13 protein-coding genes, 2 tRNA genes and 3 other RNA genes are annotated in these 14937 nt (G+C 53.6%); 8 read left to right on the top strand and 10 right to left on the bottom strand.

The window, feature by feature from the left end; genetic code table 11:
* Positions 1-9 precede the first annotated feature (9 nt).
* Both ansA and sppA read right to left on the bottom strand, forming a co-directional pair.
* Positions 10-1023, bottom strand: a complete 1014-nt coding sequence (gene ansA, locus AC0T7J_RS02730) for an asparaginase (protein ID WP_473791992.1) — start codon at positions 1021-1023, stop codon at positions 10-12.
* A gap of 85 nt (positions 1024-1108) precedes the next feature.
* Complete coding sequence (gene sppA, locus AC0T7J_RS02725) at positions 1109-2971, bottom strand: signal peptide peptidase SppA (protein WP_473791990.1); 1863 nt, start codon at positions 2969-2971, stop codon at positions 1109-1111.
* Between the two features lie 173 nt (positions 2972-3144).
* Here sppA and AC0T7J_RS02720 point away from each other — a divergent pair, with 173 nt between their 5' ends.
* The 3 genes from AC0T7J_RS02720 (at position 3145) to AC0T7J_RS02710 (ending at position 6113) form a co-directional block, all read left to right on the top strand.
* Positions 3145-3696 (top strand): NAD(P)H nitroreductase, encoded by a 552-nt coding sequence (locus tag AC0T7J_RS02720; protein WP_473791988.1) that lies wholly within the window; start codon positions 3145-3147, stop codon positions 3694-3696.
* A gap of 192 nt (positions 3697-3888) precedes the next feature.
* On the top strand, positions 3889-5805 hold the full coding sequence (locus AC0T7J_RS02715) for a DNA topoisomerase III (RefSeq protein WP_473791987.1): 1917 nt from the start codon (positions 3889-3891) through the stop codon (positions 5803-5805).
* Positions 5802-6113 carry a DUF1496 domain-containing protein gene (locus AC0T7J_RS02710; protein WP_033757861.1) on the top strand — a complete coding sequence of 104 codons (312 nt, stop codon included), beginning with the start codon at positions 5802-5804 and terminating at the stop codon, positions 6111-6113. Before AC0T7J_RS02715 ends, AC0T7J_RS02710 begins: the two co-directional genes overlap by 4 nt.
* 33 nt (positions 6114-6146) lie before the next feature.
* On the opposite strand, the gene xthA is transcribed toward AC0T7J_RS02710, so the two are convergent.
* The 8 genes from xthA to AC0T7J_RS02670 all read right to left on the bottom strand — a co-directional run bounded on the left by xthA (position 6147) and on the right by AC0T7J_RS02670 (position 9330).
* On the bottom strand, positions 6147-6953 hold the full coding sequence (gene xthA, locus AC0T7J_RS02705) for an exodeoxyribonuclease III (protein ID WP_473791985.1): 807 nt from the start codon (positions 6951-6953) through the stop codon (positions 6147-6149).
* Positions 6954-7112: 159 nt separating this feature from the next.
* Positions 7113-7240, bottom strand: a non-coding RNA gene (locus tag AC0T7J_RS02700) — RtT sRNA.
* A 40-nt stretch (positions 7241-7280) separates the two neighbouring features.
* A non-coding RNA gene (locus AC0T7J_RS02695) (RtT sRNA) lies at positions 7281-7408 on the bottom strand.
* Between the two features lie 41 nt (positions 7409-7449).
* Positions 7450-7577: non-coding RNA, RtT sRNA (locus tag AC0T7J_RS02690), on the bottom strand.
* A gap of 40 nt (positions 7578-7617) precedes the next feature.
* Positions 7618-7702 (bottom strand) — tRNA-Tyr (locus AC0T7J_RS02685).
* Positions 7703-7740: 38 nt separating this feature from the next.
* Positions 7741-7825: transfer RNA gene (locus AC0T7J_RS02680), tRNA-Tyr, on the bottom strand.
* 144 nt (positions 7826-7969) lie between these two features.
* The gene (gene purU / locus AC0T7J_RS02675) at positions 7970-8818 is read right to left on the bottom strand and encodes a formyltetrahydrofolate deformylase (RefSeq protein ID WP_003852258.1); all 849 of its coding nucleotides are present in this window, start codon (positions 8816-8818) and stop codon (positions 7970-7972) included.
* A gap of 56 nt (positions 8819-8874) precedes the next feature.
* The gene (locus AC0T7J_RS02670) at positions 8875-9330 is read right to left on the bottom strand and encodes a YchJ family protein (RefSeq protein ID WP_473791983.1); all 456 of its coding nucleotides are present in this window, start codon (positions 9328-9330) and stop codon (positions 8875-8877) included.
* 96 nt (positions 9331-9426) lie between these two features.
* Here AC0T7J_RS02670 and rssA point away from each other — a divergent pair, with 96 nt between their 5' ends.
* From rssA to AC0T7J_RS02645, 5 genes are all read left to right on the top strand, one after another.
* Positions 9427-10332, top strand: coding sequence for a patatin-like phospholipase RssA (gene rssA / locus AC0T7J_RS02665; RefSeq protein ID WP_473791981.1), 906 nt, complete (start codon positions 9427-9429; stop codon positions 10330-10332).
* A gap of 99 nt (positions 10333-10431) precedes the next feature.
* Positions 10432-11448, top strand: a complete 1017-nt coding sequence (rssB, locus tag AC0T7J_RS02660; RefSeq protein ID WP_419138342.1) for a two-component system response regulator RssB — start codon at positions 10432-10434, stop codon at positions 11446-11448.
* 193 nt (positions 11449-11641) lie between these two features.
* Entirely contained in the window at positions 11642-12550 is a 909-nt protein-coding gene (gene galU, locus AC0T7J_RS02655; RefSeq protein ID WP_008925296.1) for a UTP--glucose-1-phosphate uridylyltransferase GalU, read from the top strand.
* Positions 12551-12572: 22 nt separating this feature from the next.
* Complete coding sequence (locus AC0T7J_RS02650; protein ID WP_031593141.1) at positions 12573-13913, top strand: UDP-glucose dehydrogenase family protein; 1341 nt, start codon at positions 12573-12575, stop codon at positions 13911-13913.
* Positions 13914-13927: 14 nt separating this feature from the next.
* Positions 13928-14935 (top strand): NAD-dependent epimerase, encoded by a 1008-nt coding sequence (locus AC0T7J_RS02645; RefSeq protein ID WP_473791979.1) that lies wholly within the window; start codon positions 13928-13930, stop codon positions 14933-14935.
* The last annotated feature ends 2 nt before the right edge of the window (positions 14936-14937 follow it).

The raw sequence follows: 14937 nt of genomic DNA, 5'->3' as shown, positions 1-14937 counted from the left end.
CGCTCCGTTTCAGTCTTCAGTCAGTTCGCCACGCAAATTCTGCTGCATTCTGGCTCGGATTTGATCGGCCGAAAGCTCCTGACTGAGTAAAAAGTGTAGCTTTGTCAGCGCCGCTTCCACCGTCAGGTCAAATCCGCTGATCACACCAGCATGTTCCAGCGCATTGCCGGTAGCGTATCCGCCCATATTAACCTTGCCTGAAATACACTGGGTGAGATTTACCACCACGATGCCACGCTCGCTGGCCTGCTGCAATTCTGCCAGAAATTCTTTGTCCTGCGGTGCATTACCCACACCATAGGAGCGCAGAATCAGTGCCTTGACTGGCTGACGCAGAAAGTTACGCACCACGTCTGCTGAAATTCCGGGATAGATGGTGACCACACCAATGGGCTGAGGCGTAATGGTGTGAACCTTCAGTTCGCCCTGACCGGCTGGGGCAGGCGGAGTATTGAGGCGACGAATATGAATGCCCGCTTCCAGCAGGGCAGAAAGGTTGGGCGAAGCAAAGGCGTTGAAGCCGTCGGCATGTGCCTTGGTGGTCCGGTTACCGCGATAAAGCGTGTTATTGAAAAACAGCGACACTTCGCTGATTGGATAGTTGGCCGCCACATAGAGCGAATTTAAGAGATTCTGCTGACCATCTGAACGTAATTCCGCTAACGGAATCTGCGAGCCCGTGACGATGACCGGCTTGGCCAGATTTTCCAGCATAAAGGAGAGTGCTGAGGCGGTAAATGCCATGGTGTCGGTGCCATGCAGAATCACAAAACCATCATAGCGATCGTAGTTCTGACGGATATCTTCTGCGATAGACTGCCAGTCCTGCGGGGTCATGTCGGAAGAGTCGATCAGCGGCTGATACTCATGAATAGTGAAATCAGGCATCTCAGGGCGATGGAACTCCGGCATGTTAGCCAGCTGTTGCTGCAGGTGTCCGGAGACGGGAATATAACCCTGCGCCGAACGCTGCATACCGATCGTCCCGCCCGTGTAGGCTACGTAGATGTTTTTCTTTTGCATTAGAGAACTCAGACTCGCCATAAAACGCGCAGTATAAGGGGAATAGCGGGGAAAAGCAGCCCGACCAGCGGCCGGGCTGCGAGGTTTATCGCACTTCGCCGCAGTTCAGGCAGAATGCATAACGGTTCTGAGGATCGTTCTGCTTGTCGAACAGACCAGGCTGGGCTTTCATGGCACTCATCACATCCAGCATCGGTGCTGGCAGCCAGGCTTTCAGCGTATCAGGCAGGACAGCCTGCACCGACGCGTTCATCTGACTCAGCATCATATCCAGGAAGCTCGGGTCATCCTGATACCAGCTCAGCTGCGGCTTGCTGACTTTCGCCAGCTCGCCCGCCTTCTTCACGGCATCATCGAAGTCACCCAGCGCATCAACCAGACCATTGGCTTTCGCATCGCTGCCGGTCCAGACGTGGCCCTGTGCAATGGCGTCAATCTGCTCTGGCGTTTTGTGACGCGACTTCGCTACCAGACCGACAAAGTTGCGATAGCCATTTTCGATGGTCAGCTGCATCAGCTGCTGCACTTCCGTTGGCAGCGCTTTGGTGGTTGAGATATCTGCCAGCGGGGAAGTCGCGACACCATCAGTGTGCACGCCGATACTGTCCAGACTGTTCTCCAGCGTATTGATCACGCCGAAGATACCAATCGAGCCGGTCAGCGTGCTGGGGTTCGCCACAATGTAGCTGGCAGGCGTTGAGATCCAGTAACCGCCGGAAGCCGCCATGCCTCCCATCGAGACCACAATCGGCTTACCGGCCGCCTGCGCTGCCGCCAGCTCTTCACGAATCGCTTCCGAGGCGGTGACACTGCCACCCGGGCTGTTCACCCGCAGAATAATCGCTTTGATTTTCGGATCGAGACGCGCATCGCGGATCTGAGCTGCCGTCGTGTCGCCACCGACGTTGCCTGGCGTCTCTTCACCATCCATGATGGCACCGCTGGCCATGACTACCGCGATGTTACCATCCTGCTGTGTGGCGGTGGTTTTCACGCTGTAGTCATAGATGCTGACGCTACGGTAATCGTTGCTCTGCTTATCCAGACCAAAAGTTTTCACCAGCTCCTGATCGGCTGCCGCTCGTGAACCCAGGGCATCGACCAGCTTGTTATCCAGCGCATATTGCGCGGTATCGCCTTTCACGGCGTTTAATCCGGCAATAATCGCAGCTGCACCGGGGAAGAGTTGCTCCGGCGTAATCTGGCGATTCGCTGCCACGGTGTTCAGGTAGTTCTGCCACAGCTGACCGACCCAGCGGCTGTCAGCATCCCGTGCGGCAGGGGACATGTCGTCACGCAGGAACGGCTCAACCGCTGATTTGTAGGTCCCGACACGGAAGACGTGTGAGGTGACTTTCAGCTTCTCCAGCAGGGTTTTGTAATAGAGTCCGTTGGTGGCGAAACCATGCAGATCTACAGTGCCCTGTGGCGACAGATAGATTTTGGTGGCGTAACTGGCAAGGTAATACTGCGCCTGGCTGTAGCTGTCGCCCAGCGCATAAATTGGCTTGCCGCTGTCGAGGAATTCGCGCAGCGCTTTACCGACATATTGCAGTGAAGGCTGATCGCCACCGGCAAATTCGCGTAAATCGAGCACCATACCTTTGATGTTGCTGTCATCTTTTGCCTGACGAATCGCGTCGACCACATCAAACAGCGAATTTTCCTGTAAACGGTCACTGCTGGCACCCAGCAGCTGGCGGCCAATTTTGCTCAGACGATTGCTTACCGACGGTTTATCCACCAGCACACCGCTGAGATCCACTTTCAGTGCGCCTTGCTGAATCGGCGCTGAACTGCCGCCCGACCCGCTGACCTGCAGCCAGATCCCAACACCCACCACAATCAACAAGATCAGGAAAATATTCAGAATAAATTCCCTGATAAAATTCAGTACCCGCCAGCTCCAGCGGAACAGACCTGCAATTATTCGCCACAATGTGCGCATCAGACTCTCCATAAATATGTAGCAGGAAGTGGCCGCCGCGCGGACCAGACTTCCCCGACGAGCTCATCCTAAAGAGCGGCGTGTTAAAAGTCAGCAGGAAATCACTGCGCACTGTTACAAAAAATCTGCCTGTGCCAGGATAACTGCAACATTACAGAGATCGGGAGAGAAAGATGGACGCACTGGAGTTACTGGTCAACCGACGTTCGGCTTCACGCCTGACTGAGCCGGCACCGGCGGGTGAGGCACTGGAAAATATCCTGCGGGCTGGCATGCGCGCCCCGGATCACGGCACGCTGCAACCCTGGCGCTTTATCATTGTGGAGAATGAGGGGCGTGATCGGCTGAGTCAGCTGCTGGAGCAGGCAGCACGCGATAAACAGCTGGATGAAAAGGCGATTAACAAAGCGAGTCAGTCACCGTTTCGGGCACCGATGATCATTACGGTGGTGGCACATTGTGAAGAGCACCATAAAGTGCCGCGCTGGGAGCAGATCGCCTCGGCCAGCTGTGCAGTGATGGCCATGCAGATGGCGGCCGTCGCTCAGGGTTACAACGGTATCTGGCGCAGTGGTCCCTGGACCGATGACGAGCAGGTACGCCAGGGGTTTGGCTGCCGCGAACAGGATGCCATCGTCGGCTTTCTCTATCTGGGCACCCCGCAACTGAAATCCAGCACTACGGTGCTCCCACCTGACACGGCACCGTTCGTGCGTTACTTCTGATCTGCCTGTCCGGTTCCGGCAGGGTGCTTTTCAGCCCTGCCTTTTGCACGGTTCCTGTGCGAACGATCGCTAACACCGCGCATCACACTTACGCCAGCGGGCCTGCCAGGCTAACATAGCCCCAGGATTCAAACCGACAGCGGACAACTGGTTATCACTGCGTTCCCCTGATGTTAAGGATTACCTGATTCAATGCGTTTGTTTATTGCGGAAAAACCGAGCCTGGGGCGTGCTATCGCAGATGTGCTGCCGAAACCGCATCGACGCGGTGAAGGATTCATAGCCTGCGGCAACGATCAGATCGTCACCTGGTGCGTAGGCCATCTTCTTGAGCAGGCGCAACCCGACAGTTATGACAGCCGTTATGCGCGCTGGTCGCTGGCGGATTTACCGATCATTCCGGAGAAGTGGCAGCTAAAACCGCGTCCCTCGGTCGCTAAGCAACTGAAAGTGGTTGAGGGCTTGCTGGCGCAGGCGAATGAAGTGGTGCATGCCGGTGACCCGGATCGGGAAGGGCAGTTGCTGGTGGATGAGGTACTCGACTACCTGAACCTGCCGGCTGAAAAACGCAGCAAGGTGCAGCGCTGTCTGATTAACGATCTCAATCCTCAGGCGGTGGACCGGGCAGTGAACCGCCTGCGTGAAAATCGCGAGTTTATCCCGTTGTGCGTCTCGGCGTTGGCCCGCGCCCGGGCGGACTGGCTCTACGGCATTAATATGACCCGTGCCTGGACGCTGCTGGGACGCAATGCAGGCTATGATGGCGTACTGTCGGTGGGGCGGGTGCAGACGCCGGTGCTTGGGCTGGTGGTCCGGCGCGATGAAGAGATCGAAAACTTCGTACCGAAAGATTACTTCGAAGTGAAAGCGCACATCCTCACCCCTGACGGCGCCCGATTTATCGCCAGTTGGATCCCCAGCGAAGCCTGTGAGCCGTGGCAGGATGAAGAGGGCCGCCTGCTCAAACGCGCGCTGGCCGAGCATGTGGTGGCGCGTATTACGGGCCACCCAGCGATCGTCACCGCTTACAGCGATAAGCGCGAAAATGAGGTGGCGCCGCTGCCCTTTTCCTTATCCAGCCTGCAGATCGAGGCCGCTAAACGTTACGGGCTGAGTGCGCAGACGGTGCTGGACACCTGCCAGCGGCTTTATGAAACCCATAAACTGATCACCTATCCCCGTTCGGACAGCCGCTATCTGCCTGAAGAGCATTTTGCCGGTCGTCATGCGGTGTTAAAGGCGATACAGGCGCATCAGTCACAACTGACCCCACCGGCAGATTTCGATGCCGATCGCAGAAATCGCTGCTGGGATGATAAAAAAGTGGATGCTCACCATGCCATTATTCCAACGGCCCGCTCCAGCGCGGTGAAGCTCAGTGAAAACGAGCAGCATATCTATGAACTGGTGGCGCGCCAGTATCTGATGCAATTCTGCCCGGATGCGGTATTCCGTAAATGTGTCATCGATCTCGATATTGCCGGCGGGAAATTCGTGGCGAAAGCGCGCTTCCTGGCCGAGGCAGGCTGGCGCGCGCTGCTGGGCAACAAAGAGCGGGATGAAGAGAACGACGGCATGCCGTTGCCGGTGGTGGCGAAAGGGGATGAGCTGCTGTGTGAGCGTGGAGAGGTGCTGGCGAAGCAAACCCAGCCGCCTCGCCCGTTTACCGATGCCACTATTCTTTCTGCGATGACCGGCATTGCCCGTTTCGTTCAGGATAAAGAATTAAAGAAAGTACTGCGTGCGACCGATGGTTTAGGAACGGAAGCCACACGCGCCGGCATTATCGAATTACTGTTTCGTCGTGGCTTCCTGGTGAAGAAGGGCCGCTATATCAATTCTACGGATGCCGGTCGCGCCCTGATTCACTCCCTGCCCGATCTGGCAGCACGCCCGGATATGACGGCGCAGTGGGAATCGACACTGACGCGTATCAGCGAAAAGGCCTGCCGCTATGATGAGTTCATGCAGCCGCTGGTGCAGACCTTAACCGGTCTGATTCAACAGGCGCGACAGCAGCCTGCGGCACATGCATTTCGGGGATTACCGTCCACCGGACAGAAACGTCCGGTGCGCAAAAGCAGGCGTAAAGTGAAGGAGACGGAATGAGGCGTTATTCAGTATTACTGGTCGTGGCCCTGTCGCTGGCGACCAGCGTGGCGCAGGCCAACAGTCGTTATCAGTCGATGCCACAGCAGGGCAGCAACGGTGGCAACACCGATGTCGTGGTGGATATGCCACCCGAAGCATGGACACAGGCAGAGAGACGTCAGCCAGACTGTCTCCGCTGCTGTATTTTTGAGAACCGTAACTACACGGAAGGCGCGGTGGTAAAATCAGAGGGGGTGTTGCTGCAATGTGCCCGTGATGAACACTCCATCGGCACCAATAACCTGATCTGGAAAATAGTAAAATAGCCGTCGCGTGGCGCTCTGCCACGCGACCGTCAGTTAAAAGCGGAAGGTTGACCAGATGGGCGCGTGGTCAGACGGTTTTTCCATGCCCCGGATCTCATAATCAATGCCGGTCTCAACGCAGTGCGACGCCAGGGTTTTGCTCGCCAGCACCAGATCGATGCGTAACCCGCGATTATCATCAAACCCTTTCGAACGGTAATCGAACCAGGAAAAGCGATCCGCCACCTCCGGATTGTGCTCACGCCAGGTATCAACCAGACCCCAGCCCAGCAGGCGTTCCATCCACTCGCGCTCTTCCGGCAGGAAGGAGCATTTGCCGGTGCGCAGCCAGCGCTTGCGGCTCTCCTCACCAATACCAATATCCCGATCGGTGCTGCTGATATTCATGTCGCCCATAATCAGAACCGGTTTATCAGCAGGCAGATCCTCGGTCAGCAGACGTTGCAGATCGCGATAGAATTTCTCTTTAGCCGGAAACTTGGTGGGATGGTCGCGGCTTTCGCCCTGCGGAAAATAGCCGTTAATTACCGTGATATCGCCAATCGGGCTGGGAAGTTCCGCGATGATCAGGCGGCGCTGGGATTCTTCGTCATCACCCGGGAAACCCCGGCTCACTGACACAGGCTCAGCTTTGGTTAACAGGGCAACGCCGTAGTGACCTTTCTGTCCATGATAGAAGACGTGATAGCCGAGCTTTGACACCTCTTCCAGCGGGAACATGTCGTCATGGACCTTGGTTTCCTGCAGACCGATAACATCGGGCTGATGTTGTTCGACAAGTGCCTGAAGCTGATGCGGGCGGGCACGCAACCCATTGATGTTAAATGAAATAAATTTCATGAGATCGACCATTGTTCAGAAATGTCAGGCGGAGATGGTAGCGATTTTTGCTGAAAAAGTCATGGCGGAACAGGTTGAGATTGTGCGAAAGAGGGCAGGAACGTAGGGGCGAACAGGAAGCTTAGGTATTATTTTGGGGATTGAGTGCGACATACGAAATGGTGGTGGGAGAAGGATTATTCGGCGCGATGCGCCTCACCCTGCGGGCCGCGCTGAAGCGCGTTGTCTCGCGATGCTCGACCCGAACCTTGATCGAAGGTTCTCATACCTCTCCCCGCAGAACAGGAAGCTTAGGTATTGGTCTGGGATGGAGTGCAACATACGAGATGGTGGTGGGAGAAGGATTATTCGGCGCGTTGCGCCTCACCCTGCGGGCCGCGCTGAAGCGCGTTGTCTCGCGATGCTCGACCCGAACCTTGATCGAAGGTTCTCATCCCTCTCCCCGCAGAACAGGAAGCTTAGGTATTATTTTGGGGATTGAGTGCGACATACGAAATGGTGGTGGGAGAAGGATTATTCGGCGCGATGCGCCTCACCCTGCGGGCCGCGCTGAAGCGCGTTGTCTCGCGATGCTCGACCCGAACCTTGATCGAAGGTTCTCATCCCTCTCCCCGCAGAACAGGAAGCTTAGGTATTGGTCTGGGATGGAGTGCAGCATACGAAATGGTGGTGGGAGAAGGATTCGAACCTTCGAAGTCTGTGACGGCAGATTTACAGTCTGCTCCCTTTGGCCGCTCGGGAATCCCACCTGGGATAGTGATGTGGCTTAAGATGATTCAGATTCAGATGGTGGTGGGAGAAGGATTCGAACCTTCGAAGTCTGTGACGGCAGATTTACAGTCTGCTCCCTTTGGCCGCTCGGGAATCCCACCATGGCCTGAATCTTTCTCTCTTAAAGCGGGGCGCATCATACCAAATGCGATAAAGGTGTAAAGCGCCCACTGGCAAAACCGCATCTGTTTGCCCACTTTTTACGCGTAGCGCTGAATCGGCAAGCAATTCAGCGCACTGGCTGATTAAAGAATAATCGTGCGGTTGCCGTAAACGAACACGCGCTGACCCAGCACTTTGTACAGTGCGTTGCTCAGGACATTCTTTTCTACGTCGCGACCGGCGCGCATCATCTCATCGGCGGTGTAGCTGTGATCAACGTTAATCACATCCTGCATGATGATGGGGCCTTCATCGAGATTGTCATTCACATAGTGCGCGGTAGCACCGATGATCTTCACGCCACGTTCATAAGCCTGATGATAGGGGCGGGCACCGATAAAGGCGGGCAGGAAGGAGTGGTGAATATTGATAATCTGGTTCGGATAACGCTGCACAAAGGCGGGCGTCAGGACGCGCATATATTTCGCCAGCACCACGTAATCGGGCTGATAGCGGTCAATTTCTTCGACCATGCGGTTATCGTGTTCTTCCCGCGTCAGACCCTCGTGACTCACCAGCACAAAAGGAATGTCGAAACGCTCAACCAGCGAACGGAGGGTGTCATGGTTACCCACGACCGCTGCAATTTCCATATCCAGGCCGCCAAACGCGCTCTTCATTAACAGATCGCCCAGGCAATGCGCCTCTTTAGTGACCAGAATCACCACGCGACGACGACCAGCGCTGTGCAGTTCCCGTACTGACCCCTGGGGGAGGGCGCTGTCGAGGTCGGCGAGCAGGGTATTGTCGTTGAAAATCCCTTCCAGCTCGGTACGCATGAAAAAACGCCCGGTGCGGTGATCAACAAACTCATTGTTCTGCACGATATTAAGTTCGTGCTTGTAACAAATATTGGTGATTTTGGCGATCAGACCTTTTGCATCGGGACAAATGGTTCGTAAAACTTTTCTTTGCATGGTTTGCGCTTGCATCTCAATCAGAGTCCTGTCAAAGCATTAAGGGTAAAACCGCTGGGGTAGCCGTCAGCTTAACCACAACATTTTTTGTATTTTTTGTCACTACCGCACGGGCAGCGATCGTTACGCACTACGGGCGGTGCTGTACCGTCAACATAGTACCAGCGTTGATCCTCGCGAAGAAAGCGTGAACACTCATGAATGGCCTGAATGTTGCTTTTCTCGCGGTATCGCGCAAAAAAGGTAACGAAAGCTTCGTTCTCATGGCTTCCATGATTACAACGGGTTACATTCAGGCTAAGCCAGACGGTTCCCGGAAAACTTTCAGATAAAAGCCCTGACAGGCCCGGATGACGCTTCTCAGGATGCCAGGTCGCAACCAGATAGTCCGCATTATGCTGAACATAAGCGCAATACCGGGATCGCATAAGTTGTTCAGCTGTAACAGGAATCTGGTTACCCTGAAGAAAGGGCTCGCAACATACGCTATACTGCACTCCGCTACAACATGGGCAGGTTTCTGACACATTATCTCCCGGGAATGATGGGTCGATTTTACAAGCACGCTATGTTAGCTGACCCCACGTTGTGATGCTATGTATTGACGGCAGGACCAGATACAAATGAGAAAGGTAAAAATTGGATTGGCTCTGGGATCTGGAGCGGCCAAAGGATGGGCGCATATCGGCGTAATCAACGCGCTGGAGCGTGCAGGTATTGAGATCGACGTTGTTGCGGGCTGCTCTGTCGGGGCATTAGTTGGATCTGCTTATGTGAATAACCGCCTGCCGCTGATGGAAAAATGGGTCAGTGCATTTCGCTACTGGGATGTGATTCGCCTGATGGATGTCTCCTGGCAGCGTGGCGGACTATTACGCGGTGAGCGGGTGTTTAACCATGTTCGTCAGTTGATCCCGAATGAGGCGATAGAGCACTGTAATAAGCCCTTTGGTGTAGTGGCGACCAACCTCAGTACTGGCCGTGAACTCTGGCTGACCGAGGGCGATCTGCATCAGGCAGTACGTGCATCCTGCAGTATGCCAGGTTTATTACCGCCGGTGGGCTACAATGGGTATTGGCTGGTGGATGGTGCCGTAGTCAACCCGGTGCCGATTTCACTTACCCGCGCCCTGGGGGCAGACATTGTTATCGCCGTTGATTTACAGCATGACGCGCATTTAATGCAGCAGGATCTCTTTTCCGTTACACCTCAGAATAGCGAAGAAGAAGCCGCCGCAGCGGCATTGAGCTGGGGTGGGAAACTGCGACAGCGCCTGGTGAATTTCAGCCAGCGCCGTGCGTCTCAGTCACCCGGTGCGATGGAGATAATGTCCACCTCTATCCAGGTACTGGAAAATCGCCTGAAGCGGAATCGCATGGCAGGTGATCCGCCCGATGTTTTGATTCAGCCGGTCTGTCCGCAAATTTCGACGCTGGACTTTCACCGTGCTGAAGAAGCCATTGAAGCCGGCAAGGCCGCCGTAGAGAAGAAAATGGATGAACTATTACCACTGGTCCGTGGCAGATAATCAGGTTGTTCATTCAAAGCGGTGACTTCGGCCAATTCTTAAAGGCGCAACTGCGTTTTATGAACCACTATTGAAATATCTGGTACGCAGGGGGAAAGAATGGAAAAACCACTACTCGGCAAAAAGATACTCATTGTCGAAGATGAGGCTGTTTTCCGTTCGTTGCTGGACCAATTTTTGTTATCGATGGGTGCTGTGACGTTACAAGCGGAAGATGGTCTGGAAGCAATTGCACAATTACAACAGCATACTGTCGACCTGATTATCTGCGATCTGGAAATGCCCCGTATGAGCGGCATCCAGTTCGTTGAACACATTCGTACCCGCGGCAACGTCGTGCCGATTTTAATCATCTCCGCCACCGAGAACATGTCTGATATCGCGCATGTATTGCGTCTCGGGGTGCAGGATGTGTTGCTTAAGCCACTGAAAAACTTCGAGCGCTTCCGTGAAGCGGTCTATGAGTGTCTTTATCCCTCTATGTTCACTTCGAAAGTGGAAGAGGATGAACAACTGTTCCAGGACTGGGATGCGCTGGTTCGTGATCCTAAAGCGGCTGCTAAGCTGCTCAAGCAGCTCCAGCCTCCGGTGCAACAGACTATTGCCAACTGCCGGGTTAACTATCGTCAGCTGACGATGGCCGAGCAGCCTGGGCTGGTGCTTGATATCGCGGCGCTCTCCGATAAAGATCTGGCGTTCTACTGCCTGGACGTGACGCGTGCCGGTGACAATGGCGTGCTGGCAGCATTGCTGCTACGGGCGCTGTTCAATGGTCTGCTGCAGGAGCAACTGACCGGGCAAAAACAGCGTCTGCCGGAGCTTAATGGGCTGCTCAGACAGGTCAATCTGTTACTGCGCCAGGCGAACCTCAGCGGCCAGTTCCCGTTACTGGTTGGGTACTATCATCGCGGATTAAAGAACTTAATCCTGGTTTCGGCCGGATTGAACGCCACACTCCATGTTCATGCCCATCAGATTCAGCTCAGCAATGGTGTCCCACTTGGCACTATGGGCAGCACCCATCTTAACCAGATCAGTCAGCGCGCAGAAAACTGGCAATGCCACGTCTGGGGCGCGGGCGGGCGTATCCGGCTGATGTTATCGACGGAAGAATAAGCCGTAAAAACACAGGAATTCTGGCGCTGAGGACAGGGCCAGAGTTTAGCTTTACAGTTGGGTAATAGTCTTAATTTCGACGGTTTGATGCCTTCCAGGATAAATCCGTTCGATACTAACTGATATACTCATTTCCGATTTTAAACCGACATATCAAGTATTAACTTGAACGGCCTATAAGAGAGGTATCTTAATGTCTGCCAATAATACCAAAGTAAAAAAAGCGGTAATCCCGGTAGCGGGTTTGGGTACGCGTATGCTCCCGGCTACCAAAGCGATTCCTAAAGAAATGTTACCGCTGGTTGATAAGCCGTTAATCCAGTATGTCGTTAACGAGTGTATCGCTGCTGGCATCAACGAAATTGTGCTGGTAACGCATTCATCAAAAAATGCCATCGAAAACCACTTTGATACCAGCTTCGAACTGGAATCAATGCTGGAAAAACGCGTTAAGCGTCAGCTGCTGGATGAAATCCAGTCAATCTGCCCGCCACACGTCACCATCATGCAGGTTCGTCAGGGTATCGCTAAAGGTCTGGGTCACGCTGTCATGTGTGCACACCCACTGATCGGTGATGAGCCGTTTGCGGTTATCCTGCCAGACGTCATCATCGACGAATATGAATCTAACCCAACCAAAGATAACCTGGCAGAGATGCTGAGCCGTTATGAAGAGTCTGGCCGCAGCCAGATCATGGTTGAGCCGGTTGCCGATGTGACGGCCTACGGTGTTGTCGATTGCCAGGGCGCAGAACTGAACCCAGGCGACAGCGCACCAATGGTCGGTGTGGTTGAGAAGCCTAAAGCGTCAGAATCCCCATCAAACCTGGCCGTAGTAGGTCGTTATGTTCTCTCTTCAGAGATCTGGCCACTGCTGGCTAAAACGCCTCCAGGTGCAGGCGGCGAAGTTCAGCTGACTGACTCCATTGCGATGCTGATGGAAAAAGAGACAGTTGAAGCATATCACCTGAAAGGCGTCAGCCATGACTGTGGTAACAAACTGGGCTACATGCAGGCTTTCGTTGAGTACGGTGTTCGTCATCCGGTATTGGGCAAAGATTTTTCTGAATGGCTCGATGGCGCAGTTGGCAACAAAAAGTAATTCATAAACACAGGATAACTCGATGAAAGTCACTGTATTTGGTATCGGCTATGTCGGTCTGGTTCAGGCTGCGGTGTTAGCCGAAGTCGGACATGACGTTCTCTGCATTGATGTCGACGAAAACAAAGTCGAAAATCTGAAAAAAGGCATCATTCCTATTTTCGAACCAGGTTTAACGCCGCTGGTAATGTCCAATTACGAAGCGGGTCGTCTGAAGTTCAGCACTGATGCTGAGATGGGCGTAAACCATGGTGTTATGCAGTTTATTGCAGTGGGTACTCCACCAGATGAAGACGGCTCTGCCGATCTGAAATATGTGACCGCCGTAGCGCGCACCATTGCGCAGCATATGAACGATCACAAAGTGGTTATCGACAAATCAACCGTTCCGGTTGGCACAGCAGACAAAGTTCGTGCAGTAATGACGGAAGCGCTGAAAGCGCGTGACGCCAACATCACCTTTGATGTGGTATCTAACCCGGAATTCCTCAAAGAAGGTGCTGCAGTCAATGACTGTATGCGTCCGGAACGTATCGTTGTCGGTACTGACAACGACGACGTGGTAGAACTGTTACGCGAGCTCTATGAGCCGTTTAACCGTAACCACGATCGTATGATCATGATGGATATCCGCAGCGCAGAGCTGACCAAGTATGCAGCAAACTGCATGCTGGCCACCAAAATCAGCTTTATGAATGAGATGTCTAACCTGGCTGAACGTTTAGGCGCGGATATTGAAAAAGTACGCCAGGGCATCGGTTCTGATCCCCGCATTGGCTACCACTTTATCTATCCTGGCTGTGGCTACGGCGGCTCCTGCTTCCCGAAAGATGTGCAGGCGTTGATCCGTACTGCTGAGTCAATTGGCTATCAGCCACGCCTGTTGCAGGCCGTGGAAGATGTGAATGACAACCAGAAAAACAAGCTGCCTACTTTTATCAAGCGTCATTTTGGTGACGATCTGAAAGGTAAAACGTTTGCACTCTGGGGCCTGTCATTTAAGCCGAATACTGACGACATGCGTGAAGCCTCCAGCCGTGTGCTGATGGAAACGCTGTGGGAAGCGGGCGCATCTGTCCAGGCGTTTGACCCGGAAGCGATGGATGAAGCACAGCGCATCTACGGTCACCGCAGCGATCTTAAGCTGATGGGTACCAAAGAAGCAGCATTGCAGGGCGCTGACGGCCTGGTCATCTGTACGGAGTGGCAAAACTTCCGTGCGCCTGACTTCGACATCATCAAAAATGCACTGAAAGAAGCCGTGATTTTTGATGGTCGTAACCTGTATGATCCAGAGCGTATCAGCAAACGCGGTTTCGTTTATTATGCAATCGGCCGCGGAGCGTCTATTCAAACTGCATAATTAACGAGGGATTTATGAACTTTCTGGTCACCGGCGCCGCAGGTTTTATTGGTTTTCATGTCAGCCAGCGTCTGCTGGCCGCCGGTCACCAGGTTGTCGGTATCGACAACCTGAATGATTATTACGACGTAAATCTCAAGCATGCCCGCCTCAATTTAATTAAGGCCGATCCTGGCTTTACTTTTATTGAGATGGATCTGGCGGACCGTGACGCAATGGCGTCACTGTTCGATCAGCAAAAATTCCAGCGCGTTATCCATCTTGGCGCTCAGGCTGGTGTCCGGTATTCCATTGAAAATCCTCATGCCTACGCAGACTCCAATCTGACTGGTCACCTCAATATCCTTGAAGGTTGCCGTCATCATAAAATTGAACATCTGCTCTACGCCTCATCCAGTTCAGTCTATGGTCTGAATCGCAAGATGCCGTTCTCAACCGAAGATAGCGTTGATCATCCGGTTTCTTTATATGCCGCGACCAAAAAAGCCAACGAGTTAATGTCACACACTTACTCGCATCTCTATCAGCTGCCGACCACAGGATTGCGCTTCTTTACGGTCTATGGCCCGTGGGGCCGTCCGGATATGGCGTTATTCAAATTCACCCGTGCAATGATTGCCGGTGAAGCGATTGACGTTTATAACCAGGGCCAGATGAAACGCGACTTTACCTATATTGACGATATTGCTGAAGCCATTGTTCGCCTGCAGGATGTTATTCCACAACAGGACGACAACTGGACGGTTGAAACCGGATCGCCGGCAACCAGTTCAGCGCCTTATCGTGTTTATAATATTGGAAACAGTCAGCCTGTCACGTTGATGAGCTATATCGAAGCGATTGAAAAAGCCCTCGGCATTACTGCGAAGAAAAATCTGATGCCAATGCAGCCTGGAGATGTACTGGAAACCAGTGCGGATACCGCAGCGTTGTTTAAGGCAATTGGATTCAAACCGCAGACCGGGGTCGAAGAGGGCGTTAAAAACTTTGTGGACTGGTACCGCGATTTTTACCGCGTCTGAAT

The sequence above is a fragment of the Pantoea sp. E956-1 genome (assembly GCF_982223955.1).
The sequence above is the reverse complement of the archived record's forward strand: the minus strand, read 5'-3'. Positions and strand labels throughout refer to the sequence as shown.

What these genes read in the sequence shown, in the direction of transcription:
- ansA (WP_473791992.1), bottom strand. Translation starts at nt 1,023, where the DNA reads ATGCAAAAGAAAAACATCTACGTAGCCTACACGGGCGGGACGATCGGT.
- sppA (WP_473791990.1), bottom strand. Translation starts at nt 2,971, where the DNA reads ATGCGCACATTGTGGCGAATAATTGCAGGTCTGTTCCGCTGGAGCTGG.
- AC0T7J_RS02720 (WP_473791988.1), top strand. Translation starts at nt 3,145, where the DNA reads ATGGACGCACTGGAGTTACTGGTCAACCGACGTTCGGCTTCACGCCTG.
- AC0T7J_RS02715 (WP_473791987.1), top strand. Translation starts at nt 3,889, where the DNA reads ATGCGTTTGTTTATTGCGGAAAAACCGAGCCTGGGGCGTGCTATCGCA.
- AC0T7J_RS02710 (WP_033757861.1), top strand. Translation starts at nt 5,802, where the DNA reads ATGAGGCGTTATTCAGTATTACTGGTCGTGGCCCTGTCGCTGGCGACC.
- xthA (WP_473791985.1), bottom strand. Translation starts at nt 6,953, where the DNA reads ATGAAATTTATTTCATTTAACATCAATGGGTTGCGTGCCCGCCCGCAT.
- purU (WP_003852258.1), bottom strand. Translation starts at nt 8,818, where the DNA reads ATGCAAGCGCAAACCATGCAAAGAAAAGTTTTACGAACCATTTGTCCC.
- rssA (WP_473791981.1), top strand. Translation starts at nt 9,427, where the DNA reads ATGAGAAAGGTAAAAATTGGATTGGCTCTGGGATCTGGAGCGGCCAAA.
- rssB (WP_419138342.1), top strand. Translation starts at nt 10,432, where the DNA reads ATGGAAAAACCACTACTCGGCAAAAAGATACTCATTGTCGAAGATGAG.
- galU (WP_008925296.1), top strand. Translation starts at nt 11,642, where the DNA reads ATGTCTGCCAATAATACCAAAGTAAAAAAAGCGGTAATCCCGGTAGCG.
- AC0T7J_RS02650 (WP_031593141.1), top strand. Translation starts at nt 12,573, where the DNA reads ATGAAAGTCACTGTATTTGGTATCGGCTATGTCGGTCTGGTTCAGGCT.
- AC0T7J_RS02645 (WP_473791979.1), top strand. Translation starts at nt 13,928, where the DNA reads ATGAACTTTCTGGTCACCGGCGCCGCAGGTTTTATTGGTTTTCATGTC.